Source organism: Vreelandella arctica (genome assembly GCF_037070215.1).
Classification (GTDB): domain Bacteria; phylum Pseudomonadota; class Gammaproteobacteria; order Pseudomonadales; family Halomonadaceae; genus Vreelandella; species Vreelandella arctica.
Genome location: NZ_JBANSN010000053.1, coordinates 1 through 12245 on the forward strand (window position 1 = coordinate 1; position 12245 = coordinate 12245).

Genomic DNA, 12245 nt, shown 5'->3' on the forward strand with positions numbered 1-12245 from the left:
AACGGAATCGGTTGACCCATCGTGACCGCTCAGCGTACAAAACTCTCTCCAGCGTGAAGGCCGTGTGCAAATCGGTCACGATCACCGGAATGACCGGTCACGTTCGCCGGAATACGCATCTACACTGGTGCAAGGCTTGGGGAACTCTGTCAGCTTCGCTTGAGCGACTTCAAAACAGTGAATGGTGTTCTTTGTATTCACATTCAAGCCACACAATCACACCAGAAGCCGAAAGGCTGGTTCCTGTTCACTCTAGGCTTGTCGAGTTGGGATTACTCTAGAATATCCCGGGCGATTCAAAACTCTATACCGAAAAGCATATTATTGGAGTTATCAATGTGTACGAGGCTTGGTCCAGATTGCTGCTATGATATGATTTACTCGCTGAAGCCATGAGCGCGCTGGCAGAGGTATCTAAACGATGTCGTATGAAATCACGCTTAAGCGTATATATGCGCCGATAGAAGAGCACGACGGAAGTCGCATGTTGGTTGATCGGTTATGGCCTAGCGGGCTGTCTCGCCGTTCACTTGCACTGAATGAGTGGCATCCAGAGATAGCACCTGCATTTCAATTGTGCCGTCATTATCTGCAGCAAAAAATCAGTAAATCACTATTTCTTGAGCGGTATAGCAGTGAGCTGAAGACATGCCCTGATAAGCTATTGCCTTTAATGAAATTCACAAGAGCAGGGCGACTTACTTTACTAACCGCAGCTCGTCAAATTGAAGATTCACACCTTCCGGTACTCAAAGAACTGACGCTATCAGCGCTTGCAGAGGAAGACGCCAGTGATAGGGGATTTTGCTCTTCTCCCTGTTTGGCGCACACATTACCCACTTCTCATCGTTAGACCGCTAGCTTAACTCGTCGTAATTTGGCTTGACGAGGAATGAGCTGCTGCCATTCTTGGCCGGTGAATATAATGTTAACTGCTTAATAAGCCCAGATAACAGCAAACAGAAGGCCCCACCCTAAAGCACTGGCAGCCATGATTGTGTACGTGGCTGAGATAGTAGCAACATCAAATTTTTGATTCGTACAGAATGCTCGTAAACCGTGGTAAATCAAGCTGCAAGAGACGCCCAGCCCGCTAAGTATAACCACTACGTTGAAAAATAAGTTGGGTACCAATAGCGCCAATGACGCGACGAATAAAGGTAGTGGGGCAAGCGTGGCAAGTAAATAGGCATCTTGATAGCTGATAGATAGCTCATCAGTTCCATTGACTACAGCGTAGATTACCCACCCGATAATGAAAAAACTCAATAACTCCGCAAGGAAGATAATTGTAGTGATAAAACGCCACTCTCGGCCAGCAAAGCCAGCCATAAATGCATCGCCGTAATGAGTGCCCGCATAATAGAGCATTACTGGTGGCAAGAGCGACATGGGTAAAACCACCAGCCACGCTAGTAAGGGAACGGAGGGGGAGGAAGCCTGTAACTCTTTCCAGCCTTCACGATGGTTGAATGGTAACTTGAGAAAAGTGAGTGCTCTCATTTCAGATTCCTCCTGGAGGCATAATCTTGATGGTCATTTATATCATGGTATGATATTGTTTTTTTGTAAAGGCGCTATAAATTGGCGATTAGGCGATCATTAAGTATGTGGTAAAGAGAATTGTAAAAATGGATAAAAAACAGACGCTTGAAAAAAGTGACTTTGAGCGGTTGTCGCAATTTCGTTATCGTTTACGTTGTTTTCTTCGCCATAGTGAAGATATCTGTCGCCGCTATGGGCTGACGCCATTGCAGTATCAACTATTGCTACATCTCCGTGGCTTCCATGGAAGAGATTGGGCGACGGTGGGGGAGCTTGCTGAGCGACTTCAAGCGAAGCATCATGGGGTGGTGGCGCTAGTTGACCGCTGTGAGCAGCAATCGCTGGTTGTGCGGCGGCAAGGGCGTGAGGATCGGCGTCAAATAGAAGTGCATTTATTGGAAGAGGGCGTGAGTCGGGTAGCGCAAATTGCTGAAGCTCATCAACCTGAGTTGCGTCATTTGCAGGAAGACACACCATTGGCTGGCTGGAATAAGTCCCCTTAATGCAGAGCTTAAGAAGTGTGATATAGCCAATATACATTACGGCTCCTAATTAAGAGCGCTCTGAAGGGCGCTATTTTTGCTGCTACAGACGCTGTCCGGATCTAATTGATGCGGACAGCGCCGTGATGCTACAGAAGTTCCGAACGTTCAGCGCTTGGCATGCTGTAGAGCTTGTTCTTCGATGTCCCTGTCGACTGAAGAGACGTAGTACTCGTCATCGAAAGCGCCTTCTGGCTCCTTCAGCCACATTAAGCAAATAACCCAACTGATGAAGGCGCCAGTCGCGATGATGTAGAAGAACTGCGATGGAGTGACAAACGTAAAGATGGTTAGGTAGACCACCGCGCCAACATTGCCGTAGGCGCCAGCCATGCCCGAGATTTGCCCAGTGATGCGGCGCTTGATGGAGGGAATGATGCCGAAGGTCGCTCCCTCAGCCCCTTGTACGAAAATCGACGTGCCGATGGTCACCGCAATGGCCAGAATGAGTGGCCAACTCGAATTGAGCATGGCCATCAGCAAGAACCCAACGCTAATGCCAAACATGTAGCACAGCATCACGAAACGCCGGTTACCCATGCGGTCGGAGACCATGCCGCCCATGGGGCGGGCCACCAAATTGACGAAGGCGAACGAGGCAGCGATCAGACCGGCCGTAGCGGCATTCAGGCCCCAGGTCTCCTCAAAGAACATGGGCAGCATCGACACGACCGCCAGTTCAGCTCCAAAGTTGGCAAAATAGGTGCTGTTAAGCGCCGCCACATTGTTGAAAGAGTACTTATCGTCCTCCGGTACCCCCTTACGCAGGATCGGTAGATTGACTCTCAATATCTGGACAATTTGATAGATGACGATCGCGATAATGGCTAGATAAGCGATGACGGCACCCGTAACCGATAAATAGCCCATATATTGAATGCGCCAGACTAGAATGGCGAGTACGCCGACCAGCGGGATCGTCCAGATGATCAGCTTGATCATATCGCCCCAGGAGCTCACTTCCATGGCGGCGGTCTTGCGTGGTTTGCGGTGGGCCTGAGCATCTGGGCCATCAGTGATCGCGAACCAGTAGTAAACACCGTAAGCGGCCATAACAAGGGCACTCTGCGCGATGGCCCAGCGCCATCCATCCGGGCCGCCATACATGCTCAGGGCGATAGTCGGCAGCGACATGGCCGCTACGGCGGAACCGAAGTTACCCCAGCCAGCGTAAAAGCCTTCGGCGAAGCCGATGTCCTTGGGCTTGAACCACAGCGCCGTCATGTGAATACCCACCACGAAGCTGGCGCCAATCGAGCTCAGCACCAGGCGCGCCACTAGCAGCTGCGTCATGCTGTTACCGAAAGCAAATGCCAGCGCCGGTAGCGACATGCTTACCATGAGTACCGAGAACACCCGACGTGGCCCAAAGCGGTCCAATGCCATGCCGACGATAATGCGCGCTGGAATGGTCAATGCGACGTTACAAATAGCGAATAGCTTGAGATCGTCCGGGGTCAGCCAGTCGACACTCTTGAGCATGCTCGACGCGAGCGGCGCCATGTTGAACCACACGTAAAAGGTAATAAAGAAGGCAATCCAGGTCAGGTGCAAGGCCCGGATCTCGGGGCTGCGAAACTTGAATACAGCGGAAACTTTCATGATCGTATCGTCCTGTGTCCCAAAGGTGGTCTGTACCAAAGAAGGGGTAGAGGCTGCTCAAGGGCTGGGTAAGATCAGCAAGGGACACTCGGCGCGCCGGGCCAGGAATGAGCTGACGCTGCCGAAAGTCATGTAGTCGAGTTCATCAACAAAATAGGTCAACGACTTGGCGATGATGCCGCCGTCCGGTTGATGGCTATGGCGAGCAATCACCAGCAGGTCGGGTGAGAGTTTGCGAGTTGCCTGAAGCAGCATCTTGCGTGCATCCCCCTCAGCGAGAAGCTGCTCGGCCTGGAAACCCTCACCGATAGCGAATTTCACTCCCTCTTGGAGGTGCTGTTTGACCTCATCGTGTTCCTGCTGAAAAAGCGTTTCGTTGTTATCGGTAGCGTCGAGTGGATTCTCCACCACGCCGACCAGTACCAGCAGAGGTTGGTTACAGCGGAACATAGTGACGACTTGAGCGAGTGCCAGCTTGGCGTTCCGAGAACCGTCATAGGCAATCATGATTTTCATAGTGTCCTCCCGCATTGGGGTAGGGGGTAAGACCCGGAGCTAAGCTCCGGGCGTAAAGAAGCAAGTTGTATTCAAGGGTTTTTGACGTAGGCACCCTTGCGTAGGTAGAACCACCAGTTGATGACGAGGCAGATGGCGTAGAAGACCGCAAAGCCGTACATGGCAAGCTCCGGTGTGCCGGCCTGGATTTGCTCGCCCATTACACGCGGGGCGATGAAGGCGCCATAGGCAGCGACGGCTGAGGTCCAGCCAAGTACCGGGCCTTTCTGCTGCTGGTCGAAAATAACCCCGATGCTGCGGAAGGTAGAGCCGTTGCCGATACCACTGGCGGCGAATAACACGATGAATAGCAACAGGAACAGCCAAAAGAATTGATTGGGATCGGTGGCGTTATAGGCCTGCATCATCACGTAGCCGGTGGCGATAGAGGCAACCACCATGACCGCAGAGATGATTTGGGTAACGATGGAGCCACCCACTTTGTCGGAGATCCATCCACCCAGCGGACGGATCAGGGCGCCGACGAAGGGGCCTATCCAAGCCCAGGTCAAAGCGCTGGGCGCCTCTGGATTGGCTACGCGAATCAGCGTGCCATCGGCAGTGGCTTCCATCATGTTGCCGAAGATGACGTTGATAGAGAGCGGCAGGGCTGCAGAGAAGCCGATAAAGGAGCCGAAGGTTAGAATGTAGAGGATGGTCATTGACCAAGTGTGCTTATTGGAAAATATCGCGAACTGCTTCTGAATATTGGGCTTGATGTCGCCTGGAATCAGGCGCAACAACACTAAAGTCAGAACAATGGTTAACGGCAGGGCAATCCACATATTAAGCCAGCCGAGTGCCAACATACCGACGATGGTGGTCACCAGGCCGACGCCGTAAAGCCCTAATATTTTGCCGAAAGCCGCCAGCGGGGGGCCAGGATTGGGCGTAATGGTGCGTAGATTGTTCATACCGAACCAACCGGCGAACGCCAGCGGAATCAGAAAAACAAGCCAGATAAATCCAGCATTCTGGATCCAGGTATCGGTACCTGCTTCGATACGGCCGATCAACGTACCGCTAGCGCTTTGCAGTTCCATTGGCGATCCGGCCATAGCGCCGAAAATGCCGACGGTCATCACCAGAGGGATCACAATCTGCATGGTAGTGACGCCGAAATTGCCTAGGCCTGCATTCATGCCCAGGGCGTAACCTTGCTGCTTGCTGGGATAAAATGTGGAGATGTTGCTCATCGAACAAGCGAAGTTACCACCTCCGATACCGGAAAGTAGCGCCAATGCCTGGAAAACCCAGAACGGCGTGCCTGGGTTCATCAAGGCGATACCAGTTCCTGCGGCCGGGATCATCAACAGCGCGGTGGTCAGGAAGATGGTGTTCCGCCCGCCAGCGATGCGGATCATGAACGAGGCTGGGATGCGCAATGTGGCACCTGCCAAGCCGGCAAGTGCGGTCAGGGAAAATAGCTGGTTAACCGTGAACGAAAAACCCAGATTTTGCATCTGGGTGGTAATCATTCCCCACATCATCCAGACAGCAAAGCCCATCAGCAGGCTGGGAATGGATATCCATAGGTTGCGGTTGGCGATGTGCTTGCCTTCCTGTTCCCAGAATTGGGCGTCTTCGACATCCCACTTCTCAATGTCGGCGTTTCTCTTACTCATGGTGATTTCCCCTTGGCATCAAACCTATCTGCATCTAGCAGTTAGACAGCAAGATACGCTTGAGGAAGAAGTTGGGGAATAGGTGTAAATGGCAGTAAAATCAGCGACATACCTCTTGAGAGGTAGTCGCTGAAAAGCCTGGGTTCGTTGATTTTAAAGAGAAAAAATCGGGAGGGGGTAAAGGCGGGTCAGGGTAGAAGTACTCTGTGAGTCTTTGGAGGTAACCACACAGAATCGACTAGTGATCGATACCTTCCTGGACTGCCCAGACGGCGGCTTCGACACGGGAGCGTAAGTTGAGCTTTTTGAGCAGGTGCTTGACGTGAACCTTGACCGTGCCTTCGGTAATATCCAGCTTGCGCGCGATGAGCTTGTTGGAGAGTCCGCCAGCAAGCTGTTGCAGAATTTCACGTTCACGCTGCGTTAGGCTATGAATATCCGGGGTGGTGGGCGCATTGCGCTGATTACGCAGGGCTTCCGCGAGCAGGGCGGTAAGGCTCTCGCTAATCACCATGCGACCCAGAGCAGCCTGACGCAGCTGGCGAACCATGTCTTCAGGCTCCATATCCTTTAGCAGGTAACCGTCGGCACCGTTGCGCAGCGCCGCGACCACATCATCCTCATGGTCGGAAACAGTGAACATCACCACACGGCCGCTATAGTTGGCTTCCCGCAGGCGGCGCAAAGCTTCTAAACCATTGACGCCCGGCATGTTTAAATCAAGTAAAACCAAGTCAGGCTCAAGTTTGAGGGCCAGTGCAATGCCCTCTTCCGGGTCGCCTGTCTCGCCAACCAATTCAAGATCGTCTTCTAGTTCAAGCAGCTGAATCACGCCACGCCGTAGTAGCGGGTGGTCGTCGATAATCATCAGGCTGGCGGGTGTATCGTTGGCGGTAGTCAGCGTCATTAAGAAGTCCCTGTACCTAAGTGAGAGTCGGGGGCAGCCGTAGCAGGCTGCTGCTGAATTAAGCGAGCGGTCAACGGAGTGAAGAGTATCTCAATACCAGTACCTCCTGCGGGGCGATTGGCGATGCTCAGCTTACCGTTCAGGGTAGTGGCACGGTCGCGAATGATCACCAAACCGTAGTGCATCGGCGGCGAGCTGTCGTCTTCAAGGCCGATGCCGTCATCCTCAATACGCACTAGCAGGCGAGCATCGGCGAAACGCACAGTGACCCCCGCCCAATGGGCGTGGGCATGCTTGTGGGTATTGGCCAGCGCCTCGCGAATGATCTGAAGGACGTGAATTTCTTCATTGGGGTTAAGCAGATAAGGCGGCACATCGTAGTCAAGGTCGACCATTACCCCCATACGCTGGCTGAACTCCTCGACGGTCTGGCGTAAGGCAAATTGCAGCCCTGGCCCCTCTAGTTTGAGTCGGAAGGTGGTGAGTAACTCACGCAGTTGGCGATAGGCACTGTTTAAACCGGTGCGCAGCTCGTCGAATACCGCAGACTGCATCTCTCGGGTGGCTTCTTTCTGCTGCATGCGTTCGAGTCGAGCGACCTGCATCTTGAGATAAGAGAGCGATTGGGCTAGAGAGTCATGCAGTTCCCGCGCAATGATAGTTCGCTCGTTGATCAGCGTAACGTGTTGCTGCTCCTCGATACGTCGCTGCAGGTACACCGCCGTCGCGAGCTGGTCGGCTAACATGGTGAGCAGCCGATGGGTGCTATCGTTGAGGCGCTCCTGGGGATACCACACTTCCAGGGTGCCTAGCAACGTATCGCCTACGCTAATCGGTAGCAGTAAGCACTGTGACTGGTTATTGGACACCATCTCCAAGGGGCGAGGATCGATCAGGCAAGCGTGACACTCCTGGTCACGGCAATACTCTGGTCGGGTGCGCGAGTGGGTTTCTAATACCGGCATTTCCCGTTGATCGAAAGGGTCGTTTAGGGAAAGCCGTATCGGCCCGATATCCAGCAGCTTTTCCAATTCGCGTAACATGGGCGCTGCGCTGGAGCAGAGGTCGTTACCGCCCCCATACAGCGAGCGGCTGGCATCGTGCATTACCTGCAGCGCCTGATTGCTGCGCTCAAGCTCCTGCTTCTTGCGCGAGACTTTGTCTTCCAGTGCGGCGTAGCTTGTTGCCAGCTCGGCAGACATCCTGTTAAAGGTGTGGCCCAGCAAAGCCAACTCGTCGCTGCCGCGAAGCTGGGAACGTGGCTTGAAGTTACGCTGCGCCGCCTCGCGGGCAAGTACCATCAGCTGGCGTAGCGGCACTACCAGATTATGGCGAACATCGTAGAGGGCGATTGCGACTACAATAGCGATCAGCACTAAAAAGAGCACTTGCATCATGCCAAGCAGGCGCACCTTGGCCTCGGTGCTCTGTTCCAGGAAGGTCACTAGCCCTTCGATGTCATTGACCATCGCAACGATCATCATTTCCAGCGTATCAAGATCACGTTCAGCGGCGCTGGGCTGGGCCTGTAGGGCAGGGCGAAGTGTGCGCTGCCAGTAGGTCTGAATCTTTTCCAACTGACGGTGGCGCTCGTGACGGTCATCAGTCGGGATAGTTTGCTGTAAGGTTGTGTCATGCAAACGCTGATTAAAGCTCGCCATCAAGCTGGCTAGTCGCTCTTCACTGGTTTCCTCGGGGGCATACTCCAGACGCTGCAAGGTCCCCATTATTTGATAAGCATTCATGCGTAACGAGCCGGCGACATTAATCGCCGCAGCATCGCCACGGCTGCTGTTAGACATTGCCATGGTCAACGTGATGCTGATAAGTGCCATACCGCTAATGGCTAGCAGCGACGCAATGATGCGAGCAACCAGGGAACGTTGAAGTAATTTCATGGTAGTTCCGATAGCGCGGAAGAGGTAAGAGAGTGTGGCACTGTCTGCATCTTGATACGAGGGCTATCCCTTTAGGGTTAGCCGAACTACCTCCGATGTTTTTTGACCTACACCCGGTATTTACAGACAATTCTTACATGTCTGCTGATGTCTTCATACCCTCGCCGGGAAACGCTATGCCTTCACTCGTTCCACCTCCGATGCTGGAGACATCAACAGAGCCAGTCAATGGCTATCAGCTGCTGGTAGCCATGCTGCTCATGCCGCTGGCAAGCGCCTTGGCGGTGGCCAGCTGGACACTCTACGCCTTGCTCGCGATTCATCCCGTTTATGTGTTGCTGCCGCTGGGTAGCGGCGTTCTGTTGGCGTGGCCAGCATGGTGTCTGGCTCGACGAAGTTGCACATGCAGCTTGATGCAGTGGCTGCTATTGGGACTGGCACTGACCCTGGGCTGGTTCGGGGTAGCAAGTCAGCCGTGGGAATTCCTGCTGGTGGGGGGCGGGCTTGGGCTAGGCGGCGCGATGATTGCCACCGGTATTGCTCACGCGGAAGGCTGGATGCCTGGCCGAACCACACGCTCTTGGATCGGGCTTTGTCTGGCTTTAGCAGCAGGCATAGGGTTTTCGTTGCAGTTGACACCCCTGGTCGTTCAAGCCTATGGGTGGCGAGCTGCGCCCCTTAGCCTGTTGATCCCTCTGTTCATGATTATGCTGTTGCTATGGCTTTTCGTGGAATCCCCTAAGTAACGCCACCGGCTATTTTAACCTACTAATCTTACCTACTAATTCTTAACTACTAATTCTTAACTACTAATTCTTAACTACCAGCGATAAGGCCTGTTTTATGACCATAGCGACGTTTGCCGATTTACTGCAGGAAGCGCGTAAACAACCTCAGCCCCAACGGCTGCTGTTTGTATTTGTTCGCGCCGAGCTGCCCGATTTCCCCGATGCCGAGCAGCGCCGTCGCTTTGAACAGGGCGAAGGTGGCGTGTTGGTGCCAGTAATATGCGTAGACAAATCGACCGAAGAGCTGAGCAGCATGGCGGCCTTGGTTGAGGAGTCTCGTCGTACTGAAATCGAATGGGATCTGGTGTTCGCTGCTGCCATGGACGACCCAAAGGACGACGCCGAGGTTGAGCGACAGCTCCAGCGCATGATGGAGTCGTTGCAAATGGGCAATATCACCTCGTTCATCGCTTTCGATCGTCATGGCGATGCCGTGAACGTTGGCTGAGGGCGTTACCGTGGAACACTATTTTGTCATTAAGCATCTGCATATGATGGCCGCTGCGTTGAGCATCACGCTCTTCATGGTGCGCGCCTGGTGGTCGGTGCGGGAAAGCCCGCAACTCAAAGCCCGTTGGGTCAAGGTATTGCCTCACCTCATCGATACGGCTCTGTTGGGCCTAGGGGTGACGTTAATGATGCTGCTCTCCGTATGGCCCTGGCAGCTTCCCTGGCTGGGAGCCAAATTGCTGGCATTACTGGCGTATATCGGTATTGGCAATATTGCCATTAAACGCGGGAAGACGCCCCAGGCGCGTGGTATTGCCGCCGTGGTGGCTATCTGTTTATTCGCCTATATGGTGGGGGCCGCCATTCGCCACAGCCCTCTTTCCTGGCTAGCTTGAGTCGGGCTGGTACATCGCAATGGCCATGAGTGAGGTTATGTCGTCTCTACTGACACATATCAGCTCGCAGCGTCATGGCAGTGCTTAGTATAGACCCCATGGCGTTTGCCATTGTTGCTTTTACTTAGGAGTGCGTGCTGTGTCATTGCTACCGTTTGTTGTTCCCCCGGCGTCTGCGTTGCTGCCTCTACCGGTAAACCTTGAGCATTTGATTCGTCTTCTTGATCCGAAGGTGCCTTTCATTATTAAGCAGCGTGTAATCGCGCCTTTACTCAACCGTACGTTTGCTGAGCCTCTGCAAGAGGGCGAGTTTGATGTTCTGGAAGGGCGGCGTATTACCCTCGCCATCGGGGATTTAGGGGTGACGCTAAGCCTGACGCTTAAAGCCCAGCGCTTGGTAGTATGCCGTGAGCAGGGCGAGGCAACCATTCGTGGAGGATGGCGCGAGTTTTTGTGCCTTGCTACTCGCCGCGAAGACCCCGATAGCCTGTTTTTCCAGCGTCGTTTAGTCATAGAAGGGGACACGGAGCTGGGGTTAACGCTTAAAAACCTGCTGGATGGCCGTGAGGAAAGTTTTGCGCAAGGTCGTTTAGGTGAAGTGCTGATGGGGCTAGAGCGGATGTCGCGCAGTGGGTGATTTCACCCTCCCCAGCTTCCAGGAATTTATTAGGCGGCGTCGGTATGCGTTACTGAGGCCGCCTATTTATCAAGCGGCGTCGAGCGGTCGCGAGGGGCCGAAGTGCTCAAAGTGTCGGCGGTCTGCGCCGATACCTAGCTCAGCCAAAGCATTGTTGATAGCCGTCATGAACCCCTGGGGACCGACAAAATAGCAGCGAGCCATAGGGCTAGGCAGGTAGTCAGCTAATAAGGAGCGGTCGATACGCCCAGTATGATCGGCGCAGTTTCCCCGTTCATGAATGCTGACAGCTTGAAAACGTTGGGGATAGGCAGCCTTCAAGGTTTTAAGCTCGTCATTAAAAGCGTGATGATCGGCATCTAAGGCAGCGTGTAAATAGACTACCTGTCGTCCAAGGGCCAAAGCATGCCGCGCTATGGGGAGAAGTGGCGTTTGACCGACTCCCCCGCTGGCAAACAGCAGCGGTTCGTCACCCTCTACCAGCGTCAAATCACCTGCGGGGGGAAGCAGCTCTATGCTATCGCCTGGTTGCAGGACGTCGTGAAAATGACGACTGACTAGCCCTTCTGCTTCGCGTTTGATTGAGATGCGATAGCTCCGACCATTGGGGGTATCCGATAGGCTGTAATGCCGATAGGCCGGTTCGCCATTAATGGTTAGGCGTACGCCGATATATTGGCCAGGCTCATGGTCAGCCACCGTGTCGCCATCCTCGGGTGCCAGAATAAAAGAGCGAATCAAGACACTCTCCTGCTGGGTGCTGGCAATCTTGAAGCGTCGGGTGCCCCGCCAACCGCCAGGACGTTGCTCAAACTCGCGATAGCGTTGTTCTTCAAGGTCGATCAGAAGGGCGGCAAGCTCGTTATACAGAGCGCCCCAGGCATCAGCGATTTCCGGGGTGATGGCATCACCCAGCACTTCGCCAATCGCTGCCAGCAAGCATTCACCGACAATAGGGTACTGCTCGGGAAGAATGCCTAACGAGACGTGTTTACTGACGACAACGTCCAGCGTGGCGCGTGCTTGAGCAGGATTGCTGCGTAGTTGGACATAGGCCAACACGGCGTTGGCCAAGGCACGGGGCTGTCCGCCGCTTTGCTGATGAACCTCATTAAAGAGCGGTTTGACTTCAGGGTAGCGAGCAAACATTAGCGGATAGAATCGCTGGGTAATAGCATTTAGGTGCTCGGCCACGACGGGAGCTGTCGAGTTGATCAGCTTTTCTTGCTCATGTGTTAGCATTGTTAATTCCTTAGTATTTTAAGATGTATTGTAAATACATCTTTCTTAATGCTATGAGT

13 protein-coding genes are annotated in these 12245 nt (G+C 53.6%); 6 read left to right on the plus strand and 7 right to left on the minus strand.

The genetic code is table 11. The features are described from left to right. Positions 1-421 precede the first annotated feature (421 nt). On the plus strand, positions 422-853 hold the full coding sequence (locus V8L70_RS21775) for a DUF488 domain-containing protein (protein ID WP_101146337.1): 432 nt from the start codon (positions 422-424) through the stop codon (positions 851-853). 83 nt (positions 854-936) lie between these two features. Here the strand turns inward: V8L70_RS21775 and V8L70_RS21780 are convergent, their stop codons facing one another. After that, positions 937-1503 (minus strand): YIP1 family protein, encoded by a 567-nt coding sequence (locus V8L70_RS21780; protein WP_101146338.1) that lies wholly within the window; start codon positions 1501-1503, stop codon positions 937-939. Positions 1504-1631: 128 nt separating this feature from the next. On the opposite strand from V8L70_RS21780, the gene V8L70_RS21785 reads away from it, so the two are divergent. Next, positions 1632-2048, plus strand: coding sequence for a MarR family winged helix-turn-helix transcriptional regulator (locus V8L70_RS21785; protein WP_101146339.1), 417 nt, complete (start codon positions 1632-1634; stop codon positions 2046-2048). Between the two features lie 147 nt (positions 2049-2195). On the opposite strand, the gene V8L70_RS21790 is transcribed toward V8L70_RS21785, so the two are convergent. The 5 genes from V8L70_RS21790 to V8L70_RS21810 all read right to left on the minus strand — a co-directional run bounded on the left by V8L70_RS21790 (position 2196) and on the right by V8L70_RS21810 (position 8674). Next, positions 2196-3689 carry an MFS transporter gene (locus V8L70_RS21790; protein WP_101146340.1) on the minus strand — a complete coding sequence of 498 codons (1494 nt, stop codon included), beginning with the start codon at positions 3687-3689 and terminating at the stop codon, positions 2196-2198. Between the two features lie 57 nt (positions 3690-3746). After that, positions 3747-4205, minus strand: coding sequence for a universal stress protein (locus V8L70_RS21795; protein ID WP_101146341.1), 459 nt, complete (start codon positions 4203-4205; stop codon positions 3747-3749). A 71-nt stretch (positions 4206-4276) separates the two neighbouring features. Beyond that, entirely contained in the window at positions 4277-5869 is a 1593-nt protein-coding gene (locus V8L70_RS21800) for an MFS transporter (protein ID WP_336270585.1), read from the minus strand. 238 nt (positions 5870-6107) lie between these two features. Beyond that, positions 6108-6776 (minus strand): two-component system response regulator NarL, encoded by a 669-nt coding sequence (gene narL / locus V8L70_RS21805; RefSeq protein ID WP_083023291.1) that lies wholly within the window; start codon positions 6774-6776, stop codon positions 6108-6110. Next, a complete protein-coding gene (locus V8L70_RS21810; RefSeq protein ID WP_336270586.1) occupies positions 6776-8674 on the minus strand; it encodes a type IV pili methyl-accepting chemotaxis transducer N-terminal domain-containing protein in 1899 nt (632 codons plus the stop codon). Before V8L70_RS21810 ends, narL begins: the two co-directional genes overlap by 1 nt. A 176-nt stretch (positions 8675-8850) precedes the next feature. Here V8L70_RS21810 and V8L70_RS21815 point away from each other — a divergent pair, with 176 nt between their 5' ends. The 4 genes from V8L70_RS21815 to ubiT all read left to right on the plus strand — a co-directional run bounded on the left by V8L70_RS21815 (position 8851) and on the right by ubiT (position 10944). Further along, positions 8851-9420, plus strand: a complete 570-nt coding sequence (locus V8L70_RS21815; protein ID WP_336270587.1) for a hypothetical protein — start codon at positions 8851-8853, stop codon at positions 9418-9420. 97 nt (positions 9421-9517) lie between these two features. Next, the gene (locus V8L70_RS21820; protein WP_336270588.1) at positions 9518-9910 is read left to right on the plus strand and encodes a ribonucleotide reductase subunit alpha; all 393 of its coding nucleotides are present in this window, start codon (positions 9518-9520) and stop codon (positions 9908-9910) included. Between the two features lie 10 nt (positions 9911-9920). After that, complete coding sequence (locus V8L70_RS21825) at positions 9921-10307, plus strand: SirB2 family protein (RefSeq protein ID WP_290834933.1); 387 nt, start codon at positions 9921-9923, stop codon at positions 10305-10307. Positions 10308-10446: 139 nt separating this feature from the next. Continuing rightward, the gene (gene ubiT / locus V8L70_RS21830) at positions 10447-10944 is read left to right on the plus strand and encodes a ubiquinone anaerobic biosynthesis accessory factor UbiT (RefSeq protein ID WP_290834935.1); all 498 of its coding nucleotides are present in this window, start codon (positions 10447-10449) and stop codon (positions 10942-10944) included. A 69-nt stretch (positions 10945-11013) separates the two neighbouring features. Here the strand turns inward: ubiT and hmpA are convergent, their stop codons facing one another. After that, a complete protein-coding gene (gene hmpA, locus V8L70_RS21835) occupies positions 11014-12186 on the minus strand; it encodes an NO-inducible flavohemoprotein (RefSeq protein WP_336270589.1) in 1173 nt (390 codons plus the stop codon). Between the last annotated feature and the right edge of the window lie 59 nt (positions 12187-12245).

What these genes read in the sequence shown, in the direction of transcription:
- V8L70_RS21775 (WP_101146337.1), top strand. Translation starts at nt 422, where the DNA reads ATGTCGTATGAAATCACGCTTAAGCGTATATATGCGCCGATAGAAGAG.
- V8L70_RS21780 (WP_101146338.1), bottom strand. Translation starts at nt 1,503, where the DNA reads ATGAGAGCACTCACTTTTCTCAAGTTACCATTCAACCATCGTGAAGGC.
- V8L70_RS21785 (WP_101146339.1), top strand. Translation starts at nt 1,632, where the DNA reads ATGGATAAAAAACAGACGCTTGAAAAAAGTGACTTTGAGCGGTTGTCG.
- V8L70_RS21790 (WP_101146340.1), bottom strand. Translation starts at nt 3,689, where the DNA reads ATGAAAGTTTCCGCTGTATTCAAGTTTCGCAGCCCCGAGATCCGGGCC.
- V8L70_RS21795 (WP_101146341.1), bottom strand. Translation starts at nt 4,205, where the DNA reads ATGAAAATCATGATTGCCTATGACGGTTCTCGGAACGCCAAGCTGGCA.
- V8L70_RS21800 (WP_336270585.1), bottom strand. Translation starts at nt 5,869, where the DNA reads ATGAGTAAGAGAAACGCCGACATTGAGAAGTGGGATGTCGAAGACGCC.
- narL (WP_083023291.1), bottom strand. Translation starts at nt 6,776, where the DNA reads ATGACGCTGACTACCGCCAACGATACACCCGCCAGCCTGATGATTATC.
- V8L70_RS21810 (WP_336270586.1), bottom strand. Translation starts at nt 8,674, where the DNA reads ATGAAATTACTTCAACGTTCCCTGGTTGCTCGCATCATTGCGTCGCTG.
- V8L70_RS21815 (WP_336270587.1), top strand. Translation starts at nt 8,851, where the DNA reads ATGCCTTCACTCGTTCCACCTCCGATGCTGGAGACATCAACAGAGCCA.
- V8L70_RS21820 (WP_336270588.1), top strand. Translation starts at nt 9,518, where the DNA reads ATGACCATAGCGACGTTTGCCGATTTACTGCAGGAAGCGCGTAAACAA.
- hmpA (WP_336270589.1), bottom strand. Translation starts at nt 12,186, where the DNA reads ATGCTAACACATGAGCAAGAAAAGCTGATCAACTCGACAGCTCCCGTC.